The sequence below is a fragment of the Vibrio sp. YQ_11 genome (genome assembly GCF_043103065.1).
Lineage (GTDB): Bacteria > Pseudomonadota > Gammaproteobacteria > Enterobacterales > Vibrionaceae > Vibrio > Vibrio parahaemolyticus.
The window spans coordinates 231,698-249,672 of record NZ_JBICJM010000011.1; the positions used below are offsets into that span (position 1 = coordinate 231,698).

General features: G+C 48.0%; 19 protein-coding genes. 5 read left to right on the forward strand and 14 right to left on the reverse strand.

Annotation, left to right across the window (positions count from 1 at the left end):
* Positions 1-47: 47 nt before the first annotated feature.
* The 5 genes from envZ to ACF8EG_RS09455 form a co-directional block, all read right to left on the reverse strand.
* Entirely contained in the window at positions 48-1,340 is a 1,293-nt protein-coding gene (envZ, locus tag ACF8EG_RS09435) for a two-component system sensor histidine kinase EnvZ (RefSeq protein ID WP_005459014.1), read from the reverse strand.
* 105 nt (positions 1,341-1,445) lie between these two features.
* Positions 1,446-2,165 (reverse strand): two-component system response regulator OmpR, encoded by a 720-nt coding sequence (ompR, locus tag ACF8EG_RS09440; RefSeq protein ID WP_005459027.1) that lies wholly within the window; start codon positions 2,163-2,165, stop codon positions 1,446-1,448.
* A gap of 218 nt (positions 2,166-2,383) precedes the next feature.
* Positions 2,384-2,776, reverse strand: a complete 393-nt coding sequence (locus ACF8EG_RS09445; protein WP_025510651.1) for a DUF1090 domain-containing protein — start codon at positions 2,774-2,776, stop codon at positions 2,384-2,386.
* Positions 2,777-2,886: 110 nt separating this feature from the next.
* Entirely contained in the window at positions 2,887-3,378 is a 492-nt protein-coding gene (greB, locus tag ACF8EG_RS09450) for a transcription elongation factor GreB (RefSeq protein WP_005458979.1), read from the reverse strand.
* Between the two features lie 154 nt (positions 3,379-3,532).
* On the reverse strand, positions 3,533-5,413 hold the full coding sequence (locus ACF8EG_RS09455; protein ID WP_017449063.1) for a RimK/LysX family protein: 1,881 nt from the start codon (positions 5,411-5,413) through the stop codon (positions 3,533-3,535).
* A 212-nt stretch (positions 5,414-5,625) separates the two neighbouring features.
* Here ACF8EG_RS09455 and ACF8EG_RS09460 point away from each other — a divergent pair, with 212 nt between their 5' ends.
* Positions 5,626-7,947, forward strand: coding sequence for a Tex family protein (locus ACF8EG_RS09460; protein WP_069506357.1), 2,322 nt, complete (start codon positions 5,626-5,628; stop codon positions 7,945-7,947).
* A 133-nt stretch (positions 7,948-8,080) separates the two neighbouring features.
* Here the strand turns inward: ACF8EG_RS09460 and ACF8EG_RS09465 are convergent, their stop codons facing one another.
* Both ACF8EG_RS09465 and bioH read right to left on the reverse strand, forming a co-directional pair.
* Positions 8,081-8,545: an ATP-dependent Lon protease gene (locus ACF8EG_RS09465; protein ID WP_069506355.1), complete on the reverse strand. Its 465-nt coding sequence runs from the start codon at positions 8,543-8,545 to the stop codon at positions 8,081-8,083.
* Between the two features lie 123 nt (positions 8,546-8,668).
* Positions 8,669-9,436, reverse strand: coding sequence for a pimeloyl-ACP methyl ester esterase BioH (gene bioH, locus ACF8EG_RS09470; protein ID WP_069506477.1), 768 nt, complete (start codon positions 9,434-9,436; stop codon positions 8,669-8,671).
* An 84-nt stretch (positions 9,437-9,520) separates the two neighbouring features.
* Here bioH and ACF8EG_RS09475 point away from each other — a divergent pair, with 84 nt between their 5' ends.
* From ACF8EG_RS09475 to cysQ, 4 genes are all read left to right on the forward strand, one after another.
* Positions 9,521-10,246: an amidophosphoribosyltransferase gene (locus ACF8EG_RS09475; protein WP_031822015.1), complete on the forward strand. Its 726-nt coding sequence runs from the start codon at positions 9,521-9,523 to the stop codon at positions 10,244-10,246.
* A 97-nt stretch (positions 10,247-10,343) separates the two neighbouring features.
* The gene (gene nfuA, locus ACF8EG_RS09480; RefSeq protein ID WP_005458964.1) at positions 10,344-10,928 is read left to right on the forward strand and encodes a Fe-S biogenesis protein NfuA; all 585 of its coding nucleotides are present in this window, start codon (positions 10,344-10,346) and stop codon (positions 10,926-10,928) included.
* Between the two features lie 220 nt (positions 10,929-11,148).
* Positions 11,149-11,718 carry an ADP compounds hydrolase NudE gene (gene nudE, locus ACF8EG_RS09485; RefSeq protein ID WP_005459019.1) on the forward strand — a complete coding sequence of 190 codons (570 nt, stop codon included), beginning with the start codon at positions 11,149-11,151 and terminating at the stop codon, positions 11,716-11,718.
* A 41-nt stretch (positions 11,719-11,759) separates the two neighbouring features.
* Complete coding sequence (gene cysQ, locus ACF8EG_RS09490) at positions 11,760-12,587, forward strand: 3'(2'),5'-bisphosphate nucleotidase CysQ (RefSeq protein ID WP_017449059.1); 828 nt, start codon at positions 11,760-11,762, stop codon at positions 12,585-12,587.
* Positions 12,588-12,872: 285 nt separating this feature from the next.
* Here the strand turns inward: cysQ and ACF8EG_RS09495 are convergent, their stop codons facing one another.
* The 7 genes from ACF8EG_RS09495 to gspH are packed head-to-tail and all read right to left on the reverse strand — an operon-like array spanning position 12,873 to position 17,951.
* Entirely contained in the window at positions 12,873-13,634 is a 762-nt protein-coding gene (locus tag ACF8EG_RS09495; RefSeq protein ID WP_069506352.1) for a type II secretion system protein N, read from the reverse strand.
* Position 13,635: 1 nt separating this feature from the next.
* Complete coding sequence (locus ACF8EG_RS09500; RefSeq protein ID WP_005458943.1) at positions 13,636-14,127, reverse strand: type II secretion system protein M; 492 nt, start codon at positions 14,125-14,127, stop codon at positions 13,636-13,638.
* A 7-nt stretch (positions 14,128-14,134) separates the two neighbouring features.
* Entirely contained in the window at positions 14,135-15,337 is a 1,203-nt protein-coding gene (gene gspL, locus ACF8EG_RS09505; RefSeq protein ID WP_025983414.1) for a type II secretion system protein GspL, read from the reverse strand.
* On the reverse strand, positions 15,306-16,316 hold the full coding sequence (gene gspK, locus ACF8EG_RS09510) for a type II secretion system minor pseudopilin GspK (protein ID WP_031777518.1): 1,011 nt from the start codon (positions 16,314-16,316) through the stop codon (positions 15,306-15,308). Before gspK ends, gspL begins: the two co-directional genes overlap by 32 nt.
* Complete coding sequence (gspJ, locus tag ACF8EG_RS09515; protein WP_020839934.1) at positions 16,309-16,992, reverse strand: type II secretion system minor pseudopilin GspJ; 684 nt, start codon at positions 16,990-16,992, stop codon at positions 16,309-16,311. The genes gspK and gspJ overlap by 8 nt, the downstream gene beginning before the upstream one ends.
* Positions 16,979-17,368 (reverse strand): type II secretion system minor pseudopilin GspI, encoded by a 390-nt coding sequence (gene gspI / locus ACF8EG_RS09520; RefSeq protein ID WP_005478722.1) that lies wholly within the window; start codon positions 17,366-17,368, stop codon positions 16,979-16,981. The genes gspJ and gspI overlap by 14 nt, the downstream gene beginning before the upstream one ends.
* Positions 17,355-17,951: a type II secretion system minor pseudopilin GspH gene (gene gspH, locus ACF8EG_RS09525; protein WP_053300885.1), complete on the reverse strand. Its 597-nt coding sequence runs from the start codon at positions 17,949-17,951 to the stop codon at positions 17,355-17,357. The genes gspI and gspH overlap by 14 nt, the downstream gene beginning before the upstream one ends.
* Positions 17,952-17,975: the final 24 nt, after the last annotated feature.

Sequence of the window (17,975 nt, forward strand, 5' to 3'; positions counted from 1 at the left end):
TAAAAAGCCCAACCACATTTTTGGTTGGGCTTTTTGGTTTTAGAGGGTTATTTGGTCGGGAAACTGATTTGGGCGATCAAGCCGCCTTCACTGCGATTACGCATCACCACCGAACCTGAATGTTGGATAACAATACGTTTTACAATCGCTAACCCCAGACCAGTACCTTCGCTGCCACGCGCCGTATCACCACGGGTAAACGGTTCGAACAACTTCGCGATTTGCGACTGCTCAATCCCCGGCCCGTTATCTTCTACGCATATCCAAACCAATTGTTTGTCTGCCGTCACGCCTGTGCTGATTTTCACCCAACCGTTGCCGTAACGCAGTGCGTTGACAACTAAGTTACTCACCGCTCGCTTAATAGCAATCGGGCTGCCTTTCGCTGGAGGAAGGTGCATGTTCAAGTCCGTTTCAATCTCAACTTCATACCCCCCTTCAGAGCTCGCCACGTCACTAGCGATGGTGCTGACATCAACCGACTCAAACGATTCTTTGTTTACAGGCTTTAGATAATCCATAAATTGACTGATGATCTCATTGCACTCTTCAGTGTCACTGATGATCCCTTCCGCCAAATAGCTGTCTTCTGGCGACATCATTTCAGTAGCGAGACGAATTCGCGTCAGCGGCGTACGTAAATCATGACTGATGCCTGCCATTAACAGAGCGCGGTCTTCTTCGAGCTCTTGAATCCCTTTCGACATCTGGTTAAACGCACGAGTTACCGAACGAATTTCCGATGCGCCTTTTTCTGGTAGCGGTGGGGGAATTTCCCCTCTCCCAACGCCTTCTGCCGCTCGTTGCAACGCCAATAATGGCCGGTTTTGCAAACGAATAAACAACCAACCACCTGCGATAATTAATAGCGCCATGATCAGGCTGTTGCGAAATAGCGGCGCAAAGTCCTCTTCTTGCAGCTCAGACAGCGGGATGCGAATAATGGAATTGGGCAGCTTCTCGATGTGCATCCACAAAATGTAGCTTTCACTACCCAGCAGCAGGCGAACTTCGGTTGGTGAGCCTAGCTCTTGAGTCATTTCCTCCGACATCAAATCAATCGACATCGCATGGTTAAACTCAACCGCCTTCTCGCTGTTGATGCTGTGAACTGTCACGCCCAACCTTTCTAATAACTGGCGACGCAATGGTGCATCCGATTTGAGCGGGCCATCTTCATCGAGAACCAGATTCAGTTCGTGAGCGAGAATTTTGTTGAACTGTTGCAGGCTTGGCATCAACGCGTAGTTAAAAACGGCGTAATAAGAAAAGACTTGGCTAGCGAGAAGCAAGGAGATGAACAGTAGAATAGATTGTGTCAGTGAACTTCGGATTCGCATGGAAATTTCCTGATGATCCTAATTGCGAAAACCTCGACCACCAAATAAGAAGAAAATTTGATGGCCGAAGTTTTAAAAACCGATTGCCGGTTAAGGGAGTAAGAATTACGACTCTTTGCCGTCTGGGACAAATACGTAACCTAAACCCCATACGGTCTGGATGTAGCGAGGTTTGCTCGGATCGTCTTCCAACATGCGGCGTAGACGAGAAATTTGTACGTCGATAGAACGCTCCATCGCCGAGTATTCACGACCACGCGCCATGTTCATCAGCTTATCACGCGACATTGGCTCACGCGCGTTGGTTACCAGTGATTTCAACACCGCAAATTCACCCGATGTTAATGGCATCGCCTCATCACCACGGAACATTTCACGCGTGCCGAGATTCAAACGAAACTCGCCAAACTCGACCACTTTTTCTTCCGTACTTGGCGCGCCCGGTAGCTCAACCGTTTGGCGACGTAAAACCGCTTTAATACGAGCGAGTAGTTCACGCGGGTTGAACGGTTTAGGTAGGTAATCGTCCGCACCAACTTCCAAACCAACAATACGGTCAACCTCGTCACCTTTTGCTGTCAGCATCAGAATTGGCAACATGTTATTGGCGTGGCGTAAACGGCGACAAATCGACAAGCCATCTTCGCCTGGCAACATCAAATCCAATACCATTAGGTGAAAGTTTTCGCGTGTTAGTAGGCGATCCATTTGTTCGCCGTTTGCTACACTACGGACTTGAAAACCTTGCTCAGAAAGGTAACGCTCCAACAGAGCACGCAAACGAGCATCGTCATCAACCACTAAAATTTTATGATTTTCCTGCATTGAAACATCCTTTCAGAAGCATCTATTGACGAAAATGTATCACTGTTTTTTCAAACGTGCTTGTGCAAATTGTTACTCTTTTTATCTTAGACGCGGTTTTGGGAAATTATTTGCGCGCCGCCCTAAGTATTTAGCGATATTGACTTTGTTTCGAGATGTGAACAACGCCACAAAAACGCGATGAGAGATGGCTTTAACCGCCGCGAAGGTCGGTGTGCCTACTGGCCGTAATTCCATTCCAACTCACGTTTAGCGTCTAACCATTCTTTTTGCGCTTCATCTAACTTTCGGCGCTTTTTCTCGATTTTGTCGCTCGAACCCGACGTTTGTGCCTCTGCCAATTCTAGCTCGCGAGCTTTTACTTTTTGCGCTTTTTGTTCGACTTCTGATTGCAGTTTTTCGCGTAAATCTTCTTCCGAGCATTCATCCTCAATCGCAGCAAGGGCTCGTTTTAATCCATCAATGCGCTTTTGATTACCTTGTACTGTGGCGTATTCAATTTGCTGCTCAAGAGCAAACGCTTTGGCATCACACCCTTTTAGCTCTTCTTGAGCGACAGTAGGAAGCGAAATAGCCATCATCAACACAGCACCACAAATCACGGCTTTCATTTTAAACCTCCAGTAAATACAGCTCGCGCCCTCAAATGAGGGCGCATAAAAATAGGTCAACATCATTGGCAAACGCACTTCGCTCGCAGTATGTTTCAAGGTCGAGGAAGTTAAGATTCTGCGCTTTGCTTGTTGTATTCAATCGAATTGATGAACCACTCTTTGTCACCTTCCGGCGTTCGAACGGTAAATTCTTCATCCACTTGCTTTTTCAACATGGCTCTGGCCATAGGGGAATCAATGGAGATGTAATCTTTGGCATCACCATATATTTCTTCTGGCCCCACAATGCGGAACTTCTTCACATCACCGGCTTCGTTTTCAATCTCGACCCAAGCACCAAAAAAGACTTTGCCTTCTTGTTGAGGTGAGTAATCAACGATGGTGACTTCAGGTAAAAACTTTCTGAGAAAACGAACGCGTCGATCGATTTGACGCAGCAGTCGTTTATTGAAGGTGTAGTCAGCATTTTCCGAACGATCGCCAAGGCTGGCCGCCCACGTCACGATCTTGGTGATTTCTGGACGCTTTTCATTCCAGAGGTAATCGTGCTCTTGCTTGAGTTTGTTATAACCTTCACGGGTAATCAGCTTAGTTTTCAATTTGGCTCCTATTCATTTCGGCATAAAAAATGCCGCACATTCAGCAGCATCGACGCTTACGCGATCTTCATCTTAAACCTAGAATTATACCCAAAGCCACAAGATTCTCAGAGCGGACTTTGGGTATTGGCAATTAGGTTAGGCGACGGTTCGACTATTTTTCGTAATCTGGTTTTTTCGTCACGATGTAATTGGTTTCACTCGCTACTAACGCACCGTGCTTTAAGAAGTTTTTACCCAAAATCATGCTGTAATGAAAGCGTCCGCGATCTTGCAAATTCACACGAATTTTCTTCTCTAAGTCACCCAGTTTGACGTGCATTTCCACCACCGGACGTACGTTTGCTTTCTCGCCTTTTTTCGCAGTAATTTTCATTACGTCTACCACTTCGCGAGTAAAGGCTTTTTGCATACCGAGGTCATTTTCGTAGGTAAAGCTCACCATGTCTTTGCCATCTTTTTGGAACAGTTTGATGTCCTTAGCATTGATAGAACTGACATCCGCACCGGTGTCCAGTTTGACCGGGAAAGACATGCCTTCCACTTCGGCCACTTCGATGTGGCCGGCTCGGAACAAAGGTTTTGCATCGAGCAAGTGATCAGCGCGCGTATTCAGTAGCACGCCACCTTTAGCCATATTGTGGCCGAAAACGAAAAACGGCTGCTCTTCATCTTTATCTAGCACGTCGATAGCAAACTCCATCGACTTTTCCTTGTTACCGAACAAGAAGTCACCTTCCACCACAGGACGGACCATGTCGCCGACTTTGAGTTTCTTCAGCACGGGTTTGGTGATTTTTTCTTCTTTGCCTTTTTCGTTGCTCAAATAGAACGTCGCGACTTCGTCTTTGCCCTTTTCACTCAGTTCAAATCCATTCACGCGTAATAATGGCGTTTTCACGGTAAAGGTTGGATAAGCGGGAACCACGTAGCCATCAATGTTCACTTCCTCTTCCGGTGAAATCACCAATGGCTTGGACTTCAGTGCACTCTTAAAGGTTTTTTCCACACCACCGAGCAAATTCTCTTTGTCGGTATCTATTACGAAATGTTGGCTCACTACGTCTCGGCCCAGGCGGATTTGCGAACTGAACTTGCTGCGGTCTCGTAAGTACACCAACCATTGCTGAGTTTCGTTTTCGTCAATCTTGACAGGCAGATACACCAAAGGTCTCTCGCTCTTGGTAGTTTTCAACATGCGCACCAATGGCAGTGTCATAGGATGGCGCTTGCCGTTCTCACCCTCTAAGGTAAACGACACTTGCTTGGCTTTTTTATCCACTTTGATGTCGAGAGCGTGAACGTTGGTGTAACGGCTGCTTGTCGAAACGCTGGTTTTGTAGGGAATGCCTTCGATTTCTACCGTCTCTTTCTTACCAATCATTTTCGCGTTGGGTTGTTCTTGCAGGTAGTCATACCCAGCAAACACCCACGCGTTATCATCTAGGTAAGTTTTGCCAATCAGGATTGGGGCAGAGAACTGTTTGCGCGAGGTAAGGTTCACCACGGTATCTACCGTATGCCCAGCAATCGTCATCGGCATTTTTACGGTTGGACGCAAAATCGGTTTTTTGCTGGTGCGACTGCGGATAGCACTGATGCGCTCAAGATCGTCGGTTACCGTGATCTCTTTGCCAGTATAAGGATGCTGAATCGTGAAACTGACGGTGACTTGATAAGGTTCAAAACTGTTGGCTTCCCATTTGGCTTGCGTGCCACCTAAATCGTCGACAATTGCCCACAGCAGTTTGTCATCTTTAAGATTTTTGTATTGGGGATTGCTGCTGCTTACGTGGATATTTTCTGCATGCATGGAGGTGGTGTCAGCGCCGGTATCAATTTTACCGATGAAAGGGACGTCACTTAGCTCAGGAATTTCGCTGTAATACACACTTTCGACCCGCCCTAAAACTAACTTATCATCAAGTTGATAGATGGGATCTTGCGTGGTTGCAGAGATGGATTGCGCCCAACCAAACGGGGCTATCAGGAGAGCACTAGAGAGTGCCAGAGCCAAAGACATTTTTTTCATCATGATTATCCGTGTGAGCCAAGGTATATAAAATTAGTCGCCAACAGAACTTATAAGTTCTCAATTTAATTACAGTTTTGACATAAATCTGACCGATGTCCACCAGCGCCCGGTAAATTTTTGCGAAGCTAATTTAAAACATTGCAAATTCTATGAATGACCCCAATGTTCTATACACAACCAATATCCAAACCGAATTAAAAGAGAATACACGGATGAGCCAAGCTATCTGTCGCATGATTGCTCAAGAACTGAATGTTCGCCCAGAGCAAGTCAACGCTGCTGTCACCCTGATTGATGATGGTAACACGGTCCCATTTATTGCACGTTACCGTAAAGAGGTGACAGGTGGCCTTGATGATACCCAACTGCGTACTCTGGACAGCCGTCTGTCATACCTTCGCGAGCTCGACGATCGCCGTCAAACCATTCTGAAGTCGATCCAAGAACAAGGCAAACTGACGCCAGAACTAGAACGAGAGATCACGCAAGCCGACAGCAAGACTCGCCTGGAAGACCTTTACCTGCCATACAAACCAAAGCGCCGCACCAAAGGCCAAATCGCGATTGAAGCTGGCTTAGAACCTCTCGCGGATACACTTTGGAACCAGCCACAAACAGAACCAGAAAGCGAAGCGACGAAATATCTTGATGCGGATAAAGGCATCGCGGATACCAAAGCGGCACTGGATGGCGCTCGCGCGATCATCATGGAGCGCATTGCTGAGGATGCGAACCTGCTTGAAAAAATTCGTGCTCATCTGAACCGCAACGCGGAACTGGTTTCTCGTGTCGTTGAAGGTAAAGAGCAAGAAGGCGAGAAGTTTAAAGATTACTTCAACCATAACGAGCCACTGAGCAAAGTGCCATCACACCGTGCACTGGCGATGTTACGAGGCCGTAATGAAGGCTTTTTGACGTTGGCGATGAACGCCGACCCAGAACAAGAAGAAGGTGCACGCCAATCGTACTGCGAAACCATCATTGCCGACCATTATGGCGTGACGCTAAGCAGCGCTCCAGCGGACGCATGGCGTAAACAAGTGATCAGTTGGGCATGGCGCATCAAAGTATCGATGCACATGGAAACCGAGCTGATGGGCGCAATGAAAGAACGTGCTGAAATCGAAGCGATTGAAGTGTTTGCCACCAACCTAAAAGATTTGTTGATGGCAGCACCGGCAGGCCCTCGTGCGACGCTGGGTCTCGATCCGGGTCTTCGTACAGGCTCTAAAATCGCTATTGTCGACCCTACTGGTAAAGTGCTTGCAACAGAAACCATCTACCCTCACCCACCACAAAAGCAATACGACAAATCAGCGCAAATCGTTGATCAGTTGGTGCGCAAATACAACGTGGATTTGATTGCGATAGGTAACGGCACGGCTTCGCGTGAAACCGACAGCTTTGTCGCAGACGTGATCAAACGCGGCAACCTGAAAGTTCAGAAGATCATCGTAAGTGAAGCGGGGGCATCGGTTTACTCAGCATCTGAGCTTGCAGCGAAAGAGTTCCCAAATATGGACGTATCTCTGCGTGGTGCGGTGTCGATTGCTCGTCGTCTGCAAGACCCGCTAGCGGAGCTCGTTAAAATCGATCCTAAATCGATCGGTGTGGGCCAATATCAGCACGATGTTAGCCAATCTATGCTGGCAAAACGTCTTGATGTGATTGTCGAAGACTGTGTAAACGCGGTGGGTGTTGATGTGAACACTGCCTCTGCAGCGCTACTGACGCGCGTTGCAGGCTTGTCGAGCACCATCGCACAGAACATTGTCGACTTCCGTGATGAAAACGGTCGTTTCGAAGCACGTACAACCTTGAAAAAAGTGCCTCGTTTAGGTCCTAAAGCGTTCGAGCAGTGTGCGGGTTTCCTTCGTATTATGGATGGTAAAAACCCACTGGATGCCTCTGCAGTGCACCCAGAAGCCTACCCTGTAGTCAAAGCGATTGCCGAGAAGAACAGTAAAGACATCAAAGCACTGATTGGCGATTCGACGTTCCTTAAAGGTCTGCACGCGGTGGATTACACCGATGAGCACTTCGGTGTCCCAACGGTAACCGATATCATCAAAGAGCTGGACAAACCAGGCCGAGACCCTCGCCCGGAGTTCAAAACAGCGACCTTCGCTGAAGGCGTTAACTCGGTTGCAGATCTAGAACTGGGCATGATTCTCGAAGGCGTCGTATCGAACGTGGCCAACTTTGGTGCTTTCGTCGATATTGGTGTTCACCAAGATGGTTTAGTGCACATCTCAGCCCTGACGGATCGTTTCGTTTCTGATCCGCGTGAAGTGGTGAAAGCAGGCGACATCGTTAAAGTGAAAGTGATGGAAGTGGACGTACAGCGCAAGCGTATCGGTCTATCGATGCGTTTAAACGACGAGCCGGGTCAAGACAACCGCAGTCAACGCTCATCAGCATCGCCGCGTAGTAATGACCAACCACAACGTCGTCAACCTCGCCGTGATGATTCCTCATCGAACAGCGCGATGGGTGGCGCATTTGCGGCTGCTTTCGCCAAAGCAAAGAAGTAGTCTAGATTTTAACGGCTGCACTGAGATCTTGGGGTGCAGCTGGGCGACGGCTTCAAGCATCCAGAAGAAAAAAGAAAACGCTCCAGTCAGTCATGCTGATTGGAGCGTTTTTATTGGATAGGATATTGATTCGTCATAATACTGCTATCACTTCTGACGGGGTATGGGGCACGACCGAATGACCATAATGAAATTTGATCACCTTCCTGCGCTTTTCCATCAATCCTTGGTTGATCGCAGCATCCAAAATGCGCTTCGGTAAACGAAAGCGTATCGCATAGCCCTTTCCCTGATCTTCACTGTACGATTTCAGTGCCAGTAAATCAAAAAGCCTTTCAAGCGTGTCTTCCGGCTCCTCGTGATAACGCGCATCAACTTCATGATCCACTTCGTAATCGGGATGCTCAGAGGGATCCCAAGAGGACTGACGTCGTCGCTTTTCATCACTTTTTACTTTGCGCTCGGCATTGGTTTTTGCCAATGCGACCGTCGGCATCACAGGTTCTCGGACTCTGTTGTCACGAGCAGCTTGTTCCGTCTGCACATTAACGGATGGGGCGATCAGTGGCACACTTACGTTGGTCGGTGACACAATCATTGCGAACCCTCCTCAGAGTCGCCCAACTCGTCAATATGGCTTGGCCTTATTTACGAATAAAACCTTACCGACAATTATATCGACCAAATTTTAATCAACTTTAGCCTTTTTCACTGCACGACTTTAATCCTGAGCGAACTCTCGAACTTGCGCACAAAATTCATCATGTTCTGTCATGAACGGTGCATGAGAAGATTGAGAAAAGACAAACTGTTGCGTGTGAGGCAGTTGCTGGCTGAGATCGGTCGCCACTTTAATCGGCACCAAACCATCCAAACGACCGTAAAGACGTAGCATCGGCATGGTCAGGGAAATCAAAGCATCACGCAGGTCAACATCCGCCAAAATATTTAAGCCAACCAATAGTGACTCTGGGTTCGGCTGAGGACGCGATAGCACCGCTTGTTTGAGTTGTTTAACATCTTTACGTGCAGACGGACTTCCCATGGCTTGCAGCGCCATAAAGCGCTCAATGGTCAGTGAGAAATCTTCTAGTAACTGAGAGGTAAACGCGCTCAGTACATTCGGTTGAATGCCGCGCCACGGTTTTTCTGCGGCAAATTTTGGTGAGCTGGCGACGGTGATCAACCTACTCACTCGCTGAGGAGCATTGAGCGCAATGTGCGTGGCAACCAAACCACCCAACGACCAACCTAGCCACACTGCTTTCTCTGGCGCATCTTTTAGTACCATGGCAGCGATTTGTGCGAGGTCTTCACCATGATGCCCAGCGCTAAAACCATATCCAGGAAGATCGACGACATGGACACAAAAATCGGCCTGCAGAGATTCGACCGTTTGCTGCCAAACTGCGCCATTCATCCCCCAGCCATGCAGCAACACCAAATCCGGTCCCTGACCGAACGACTGCCAGTGTAAATTCGTGCTCATGATCTCAATCTCTCCCACTTATTTTATTCCTTATCGCTTCACTCAAGCGTTAGGCTGTGCAAAATCTAACCTTGAATAAGCGGTATGTTATCTCATCACTGGCAAAACATCATGCATCGTGTGCTCAGCAGTCAATGCGGTTTATGTCGCTTCCCGATTCAGGCTACCGCTCAACCCAATGCTCTGCGTTGGTGTGATCACTGTTATCAATATCTTACGCCAGTAAAACGCTGCCAACGTTGTGGATTGAGCTTAAAAGCTGAGGAAGCGAATATAGAGAGTATTTGCGGCGAGTGCCTCTCCGAGCCTCCACCGTGGCAACAACTATTTACCTTGGGAGACTACGACTTTCCGCTGTCTCGAGAAGTACAACGCTTCAAAGATCACGGACAAACATGGCATGTTCACGCTTTAACGCAATTGCTTGCCCAGCGCATTTCAACTCCCGCTCCGCTTATCACCACAGTGCCATTGCACTGGCAACGCTACTTGTATCGAGGCTTTAATCAGAGCGACATACTGGCGCGACATTTGGCTGGTCACCTTAATGTGAGGTTTGATAATCACGTGTTTCGCCGCGTAAAACACGTCCAGTCGCAGCGTGGGTACAAGAAATCCAGCCGAGAACAGAATTTAAAAGGCGCTTTCACCTTAAATCAGCCACCAAAGTATAACCACGTCGCAATCGTAGATGATGTGGTAACGACGGGAAGCACGGTTCGACAATTATGTCATTTACTACTTGAAGTTGGCGTAGAAACCGTCGATATTTACTGCATCTGCAGAACCCCTGCTCCTGGTGCTGTCTAGATCGCTTCACCATGCCTTAGCATCAAAAAGACTAGACCCATACGTCAACAGGAGTAGAATAGTAGCAGTAACCTACAAAATTACTCAGGTATTCGTCGTGTCAAATATTACTATTACAGAAACTGCGCAAACGCATTTCGCTAACCTTCTAGGCCAACAGCCAGAAGGCACTAACATTCGTATTTTCGTTGTGAACCCAGGTACACAAAACGCTGAGTGTGGCGTATCTTACTGCCCACCAGAAGCGGTTGAAGCGACCGACACTGAGATCCCTTACGCAGGTTTTTCAGCTTACGTGGATGAGCTAAGCCTACCTTTCCTTGAAGACGCTGAAATCGACTTCGTTACCGACAAAATGGGTTCTCAACTGACATTGAAAGCACCAAACGCAAAAATGCGTAAAGTGTCTGACGATGCGCCACTTGTTGAGCGTGTTGAGTACGTTATCCAAACTCAAGTTAACCCACAGCTTGCTGGCCACGGCGGTCACGTGAACTTGGTTGAGATTACTGAAGCAGGCGTAGCTATCGTTGCATTCGGTGGCGGCTGTAACGGTTGTTCAATGGTTGACGTAACACTAAAAGAAGGCATCGAGAAAGAGCTACTAAACCAGTTCGTTGGTGAGCTAACAGCAGTTCGAGATGCAACAGAACACGACCGTGGTGACCACTCTTACTACTAAGAGCTTATCGTCGGTGAAAATGGGAGGCTTTGGTCTCCCATTTTTGTATCTGAACAATCCATTAAACACGTGAGATTCTTCGTCACACACGACCTCTTTCAAGGTTATCGAGCGAACACTGCCGAAGCGATGAAATCAAACTAGCAACTCTTGCAGAGTTCTCATATATTAAGAATCTTACGCACTTTACAAAAGCCAACGACACCAAGGAGTCAGCGCCATGTCGAAAAGGACCCCACCAGAGATTCTCTCTTGTCAGACGGTCGCACGATCAAAACTGTTTGCTGTGGAAGCCCTCGACCTTCGCTTCTCCAATGGCGAGCATCGCACTTATGAGCGCATGAAGCCTAGTGGTCGCGATGCCGTAATGGTTGTACCGGTAACCGAGCAGGGCGATTTACTGTTGGTACGTGAATACGCTGCTGGTACAGAGCGTTACGAACTGGGTTTTCCTAAAGGTCTTATCGACCCCGGTGAAACGCCACATCAGGCCGCTGATCGCGAACTAAAAGAAGAAATTGGTTTTGGTTGTAAGGAACTCACCCCGTTAAAACAAGTGATCCTTGCTCCTTCTTATTTTTCGAGCAAGATGACGCTGTTTCTAGGTCAATCGCTGTACCCTGAAAAGCAAGAAGGCGACGAACCAGAGCCGTTAGAAATTGTGCGCTGGCCACTCGCACAAGCCGAAGAGCTATTAACGCATTTGGACTTCTGTGAAGCACGAAGCATCACGGCGTTAATGTTGGCACTGAAACACTTACCAAACACCACTCACAACAACAATCAATAACGGTGTAAACCGACAAATATTGTGAGTAAGGACTATCACCTATGCCAATGACAAAAGATCTATCTCACTTGCTTCCTCAAGTTATCGAAATTGCCCGCAGTGCGGGACAAATGATTCTCGATATCTACGAGAAAAAGCAATATGAAGCGTACACCAAAAGTGATGAAACACCGGTCACAAGCGCCGATATTGCCGCGCACAAACTCATCACTGAACGTTTAAGTGAACTGACGCCAGACATCCCCGTGTTGTCTGAAGAAGCTGCCGACATCAGCTTAGAGCAGCGCGCACAATGGCAGCGTTATTGGTTGGTCGACCCATTAGATGGCACACAAGAATTCATCGCACGCAGTGGCGACTTTGCGACCATCATTGCATTAATTGACAACAACAAGCCTGCGATGGGCGTGGTGTATGGGCCTGTTTCTGGCGTCACGTATTACGCATACAGCGGCAAAGGTGCGTGGAAAATCCCAGACATGTCTGAAAGCGTGAAAATCCACACGCACAAACATGAACAAGCAGGACAGAACATTGCGATTGCTATCAGCCGTCGCCAAGACATTAATCGTATCACCAGCCGCATGAGCAGCGCTTGGAACTACGACTTAATTCCTCTCGGTTCTGCAGCACTAAAAGCGTGTTTGGTGGCGGAAGGAGCGGTCGATTGCTATTTACGTTTGGGCCCTACTGGCGAATGGGATACAGCAGCAACGCAATGCATCGTGGAAGAAGCAGGCGGACGCATTCTCAGCACTCACCTCGAACCTTTGTCTTACAACGAACGGGAAACGCTAGAGAACCCGAACTTTATCGTGCTGGGCGATACGGATTTGCCTTGGGATGACATCCTGCAACGCAAAGATTAAATACTTATACTTGCGTAACTCAACTTATATCATTAGGCCGTGAATTCCGTTCACGGCCTTTTCTTTTTCCACATGAGCAGCTTTCACAGTATTTGACCTGCCATATACCTAAAGCTAATCAAACTGCACAAAATCACACAATACCATTAAAATACAAACACTTAAACAATCAACTTTGTCCCTCGTTTATTTACGTACAGCGAATAGAGGGTTTGGCCTACTATGATCCAAAAGCAAAAAGAGCTGCACATTGGCAGCTCTTTTCTGTATTACGTTGGCTCGAGATTAGAATCGGCCTTTGTAGTCAAACTCGTATTGGCCTTGCGCATTAGGCTTCCCTAACCATTTTAACTGCTCGCCCATGCTTGATGGAAATTCAGCACCAGGCTTAAACCATGCTTTGGTTGAGTAGCGTTGGTTCGGCATCAGCTCTGCTGAAAACGCCGAGGAAACTTGCTTACTGGTTTGCTCACCTGATGCAGTTAGCACGCTATCTTGGCATTTCAAATCAGCAATAACAGGGCCAAGCTCTAAGCTTCCCACTGGACTTTGAATGCCACTGGCACTCCAAACCAATGTGCCTTCACCAGTTTTACACCACGGAGCTGCGTAAGTCGCATGACGAATGTTCAACTCCAGCTGGCCATCAACACCAATAGGCACCGGCAGGCGCGCTTGTTCGACGGCTTTCGATGCCGGGATCGACGCAACCAAATTTTCCGCGTAAAGGCCATCGCTGAGGCTGTAACCAACTAAACCTCGACCACGAATGTTCATATCACTGCCGCGCCCAAAACGTACCGAAAATTCGGCTTTGCCGGTAAACAAGCTAGACCATTGGAAATCCCAATTCACTTGCCCTAGGTTTTGACGCTGCCAACGCACGCTGGAAGCCTGACCTTGCCAAACGGAACCGTGAGCACCTTGTATGTCTAGCCCTTTCACAGTGGGGGCTTGCTGGAGAACCCAAGAAACAGGTAACCCCATGATCAAGCTAACAGAAAAACAAACGATAAAGATTACAACGTAAAGTACTGCTCGCTTCACCTTAACCTCGCTTAAATTGCAGACGGTTCACATCAATCATGCCCGCTTGGTCTGTACGATCGATGTCTAAAAATTCAACTTCAATGCCTTGCTGCTCTTTCAAGTAGCGTAGCCAATCCACCAACTGGTTGAATGCGAGCGGTTTAATCCACACTTGCACACTGTCGTTGCGTGGTTGCACACGAATCAGTTCCACCTTAAAACGGCGCGCTGATGAAGAGACAAGTTGGTTAAGTGGCTGATTGGAAAAACTGACACCCCCGCTTTTTCTCAATGCGGTAATGTCATCAGCTTTGTCTTGTACCCATGTAAGCAATTGCTTTTCACTTTGGATACGAGATTGCGCCAACTCTGCACGTTGGCTCATCGGCTGCAGCAACCCCCAGTAAAGAATGCCAAGGATGGCGAATGCACCACAGCCCAGCACAAGTCGTTGTTCACGCTGAGAGATGCCACTCCACCAAGCTTGCGCTTGAGAAATTAAATTCTTCATCATCACCTCACTGACGCTTCAACACAAAGCTACCCATCACAACGTTATCGCTGCGATTAAGCTGACCTTGCTCAACATTAAACTTCTCAGCCAACTTCACACGAGCCTGCTCAAAAGGCTGGAAGTCTGAGCTACGTGCGTGAATGCGCACTTCACCACGTTGGCCGTCATACTTAAAGCTGGTGATTTCTAGATCTTTCACCTGACCAAGCGTTGCTGGCAAGGCAGCAAGCCAAGACAACATCGCAACATCTGTTGAGCCACCAGATAAACGGCGCTCTTCATCTGTCATTTGACGCTTTAAGTAACTTACGGTCGGAATTCGATTCTTGTTTGGGAAAACCTGACGGAAAATACGTTCGCTTTCTTCACGATAGGCTTGTGCTTGCGCCTCGTACTTGTGGACGACGAGAAGTTGCTGAGCCACGACCACCACTAACAAAACGCCCGCAGCGATAGCCGCCTTTTGCCAAACTTTCCAGTACTTACCCCAAGAAGACTTCGGCTTAAACTCGCCAGTTAACAGGTTCGTTTTACTACTCGCGACGCCTTTTGCGAGCAACGCCATCGTCATTTCTTCTGGCTTAGGAACCCATACACTCTCAACAGTCGATTCTGGCACGGAACTGTAGCATTCGAGTTGCCAACCTTCATGATTTTGCAGGTAAGAAGAGAGATAAAGGTCCAGCCACGCCGAATCCACCACCGCGCCTTCCGTCTCTGAGTGACGAATTAGCCATTGCTCACCAATCAGTGCCGCACTGCTGTTGTCATCACTGACAGGCAATGCCAATACATCTGGCAAGATGCGTTTGATGGTCAACCCTTGGCTAGCAAAACGCTGTAGCACGGTTTGTACCCATGCACGCTCGACCGCACACACTTGTGCTTTATCCGCTTGCTTACCCAATACGGTGAAGTGCAAGCTATCCACATCTTGCGCGACTTCATCTTCAATCAAATAAGGCAACATGCTGTCGAACTGACGTGTGGCACCAGGCGGAATGTCCACCTGAGTTAACACCACATCATTACTCGCTAGTAAAGCGATGACTTGGCGCTGGCCGGCATACGATACCAACTCATCCAAGTGTTCCCATCCGGCAAGTTCACCGCTGGCAATCACTTCCTGTTGTTCTGTCGACCACACCACCCAAGGAATGGTACTTTGTTGTTCGCTACTCAGCCGAACGGTCAGAAACTCGCTCACTGATCCCTCCAAAACGACGGCGAACGACCGTCACCGTTTCTCTATTTGTACTTTGCAAAAGGCTTCGGATACGTACTCGTGAATCATCCACCAACACTTGTGCATCCAATTCGAAGAAGGAGCTATCCACTCCTAAATAGCCTTTGGCGTTTTTCTTTACATCATCGCTCAAGCCAGTTAATTCTGACTCCGCTAGAAATTCGTCTACGCTGTCCCAACCATCGAAGGGACGCTTTTCTATCAGTTGAACCGCATCGCTGCTGCTCAAGTTCGGTGAAAACATAGCGACTAAAATCGGCGCTTGTTCCACCTCTATCGTGTTGACGTTTAAACGCCAATCATCACTTGGGATCGCACATACCAAGGGCTCAATCTTTTGATAAATTTCACCACTCACTTGATATACCGCGCGCAGTTCAGTTTTGTCTGCCATCCAACCATTAGCCGCTAAATACGCGGGTTTCATCGATTCGTAGGTGCTGTCTTCCACGCCGGTGGTTGAACGTACTGTGCTGTCTGAATCAATGTATTCCCAAGTGGAATCGGCAATCACTTCCGCTTGATACGGCTCTACATCCGATTCTTCCAACAAACGCTGCAGCACTTGAACCAAATATGGTCGAGTGGTTTGTTGTCCGGTCGGCTGCACTCGACTTAACACATTGAGGTTAAAGCACGCTTGCTTATCCCAAATACGTCCTGCAGCTTGACCATAGTCCAATGGGTACACTTGTTCTTTAATCGCCCAAGGTTGGCTGAGGTTGATGGTATCGCTGTCTTTGTAGCTCTGCTCGATACCCACTTCAGCTAAGGCTTCAACACCAACACTGTACCAATATGCTTGCTGGTAATGGATTTGGTTTGAACCGCGCTGAAACTGCAAAAACAAACGTTCAGACATGGTGGCAGCAATGGTCGCCATAATCGCCAACAACATCAGTACAATAATCAAAGCAACACCACGCTGACGATTAGCCATTGTTGTTGCCCTCCGATGCTTTGTTTCTTTCACTTTCCGCAAGCTTGCCATCTGGCGTTAGATACGTGCGCGCAATTTCACCGTAATCCTTCAACTTCAAGACAACTGAGACAGCTTTCGGCAACTCTTTATTGCTGTCCCACTCTTTCTTCCACTGTTTACCGTCATAAAAACGCATGTCGAAAGATTCCACCTGCGTCAGCAACGGAGTGACAATGCCTTCCTGCCCAACTGGGGTATCTGGATAACGCCACCAAACACGCTGCAAGGTTTCTTCTTTAACGCGATAGCCCACTTTAGTCACTTCACCACGCGGGAACTGTTGCTGCGGGTTATGCCAACCCACACGTGCAAACATTAGGCCTTTCGCGTCGGAATCGAGTAAATAATCCGACCAAAAGATCAGTTGCCCGGCAGGGTCTTCGCCGTTGGTACGCGTTTGACGCAATGCCATTTGGCGGAAGTCGTTATCCATCATCACCATGGCGCGTTGCAGTTCATTCAAACGCTGAGTTCGCTCTTGCGACAACTCGTTACTGCGCTGAACTTGCGACACCACTTGGTATGCCGCCACGCTCAAACTGGCAAAGATCGCTATCGACACCAGCACTTCAATGAGTGTAAAACCTTTTGCTGCACGGCGCTTATTTGCGCGATTGGGTTTACTGCGCCACATAGCTTCTTACCGTAACAACTGGACTCGCGTTTTTCGCGGTCGCGACACTCACATCAAATGCTTTCAGCAATGGCTGCGTGGTGGCTACAGGCGTGACTTTCCAATACCATGTACGCCCTGCTAGCTCTTCGGTACCATTCTTGGCTTTCAGCGCGCCAGTATCTAGCATCACATTCGCCATTTGGTTATCCACAACCATTGCTGCAAACATCTTTTCTTCTAAGTAGCTGACTGTGTTGATGTGTTGACTCACTGAGCGAATCACACTGATCGCCGCGGTGGCAAAAATAGCCAGTGCAACCAACACTTCAAGCAACGTCATCCCTCGCACTCGGCGACGGTTTAAGTTTGGTTGAGTTTGCTTAAAATTGCGCATTCGCATCCTCTTCCACTTCTTCACCTGGCGCTACCAACAGAATTTGCCCACTCTCTTTTCCGATCACTCGCCAACCATCGTTAAACGCATCGCCTTTTTGTGGGAAAAAAGACAAGGTAAACGGCGTGACTTCTGCGCTCGAGAAAATGAAGACTTGCGGTGGTTTCACTTTCTTTTCTTCAGTTTCGTCGGCAAACATGTCTTCAAACAGTGAACTCGGCTCAAACAAACGATCGTCTTTATCCCAAGCACCGCCACCTAGATCCAATTGCAATGCAATGTCATCTTCTAATTTGGTTTTGCTTGGAATTTGCTTCATTTCTAGCGGCTTCCAGCCTTCAGCGGTCAAGCTAAGCAGGGTGTAGGTCTTTTTGGTATCGTCGACACGCACACCAAAATCTTTACCGCTGAGTACGGCTTCTTCGTTAAGCAACTGCAAACGCTGAAAGAAACTTTGCGCGTATTGTTTAGAGAGGTCTTTTTGACTGGTAGGCAACGTAGTGATCACCGCCACCGCGGTAAGAGATAGCAAAACCAGCACCAATAGGATTTCTATTAATGTAAAACCGTTATGTTTTCGCATTTGTTTCATTAGTGCTGGCTTGCG

Bases quoted from the DNA above. Each gene is read 5' to 3' on its own strand.
- nudE (WP_005459019.1), top strand. From the start codon at position 11,149: ATGTCGAAAAGGACCCCACCAGAGATTCTCTCTTGTCAGACGGTCGCA.
- gspK (WP_031777518.1), bottom strand. From the start codon at position 16,316: ATGGCTAATCGTCAGCGTGGTGTTGCTTTGATTATTGTACTGATGTTG.
- gspI (WP_005478722.1), bottom strand. From the start codon at position 17,368: ATGCGCAATTTTAAGCAAACTCAACCAAACTTAAACCGTCGCCGAGTG.
- bioH (WP_069506477.1), bottom strand. From the start codon at position 9,436: ATGAGCACGAATTTACACTGGCAGTCGTTCGGTCAGGGACCGGATTTG.
- gspJ (WP_020839934.1), bottom strand. From the start codon at position 16,992: ATGTGGCGCAGTAAACCCAATCGCGCAAATAAGCGCCGTGCAGCAAAA.
- ompR (WP_005459027.1), bottom strand. From the start codon at position 2,165: ATGCAGGAAAATCATAAAATTTTAGTGGTTGATGACGATGCTCGTTTG.
- ACF8EG_RS09465 (WP_069506355.1), bottom strand. From the start codon at position 8,545: ATGATTGTGTCACCGACCAACGTAAGTGTGCCACTGATCGCCCCATCC.
- ACF8EG_RS09455 (WP_017449063.1), bottom strand. From the start codon at position 5,413: ATGATGAAAAAAATGTCTTTGGCTCTGGCACTCTCTAGTGCTCTCCTG.
- ACF8EG_RS09500 (WP_005458943.1), bottom strand. From the start codon at position 14,127: ATGAAGAATTTAATTTCTCAAGCGCAAGCTTGGTGGAGTGGCATCTCT.
- ACF8EG_RS09475 (WP_031822015.1), top strand. From the start codon at position 9,521: ATGTTATCTCATCACTGGCAAAACATCATGCATCGTGTGCTCAGCAGT.
- ACF8EG_RS09445 (WP_025510651.1), bottom strand. From the start codon at position 2,776: ATGAAAGCCGTGATTTGTGGTGCTGTGTTGATGATGGCTATTTCGCTT.
- cysQ (WP_017449059.1), top strand. From the start codon at position 11,760: ATGCCAATGACAAAAGATCTATCTCACTTGCTTCCTCAAGTTATCGAA.
- gspH (WP_053300885.1), bottom strand. From the start codon at position 17,951: ATGCGAAAACATAACGGTTTTACATTAATAGAAATCCTATTGGTGCTG.
- ACF8EG_RS09460 (WP_069506357.1), top strand. From the start codon at position 5,626: ATGAGCCAAGCTATCTGTCGCATGATTGCTCAAGAACTGAATGTTCGC.
- envZ (WP_005459014.1), bottom strand. From the start codon at position 1,340: ATGCGAATCCGAAGTTCACTGACACAATCTATTCTACTGTTCATCTCC.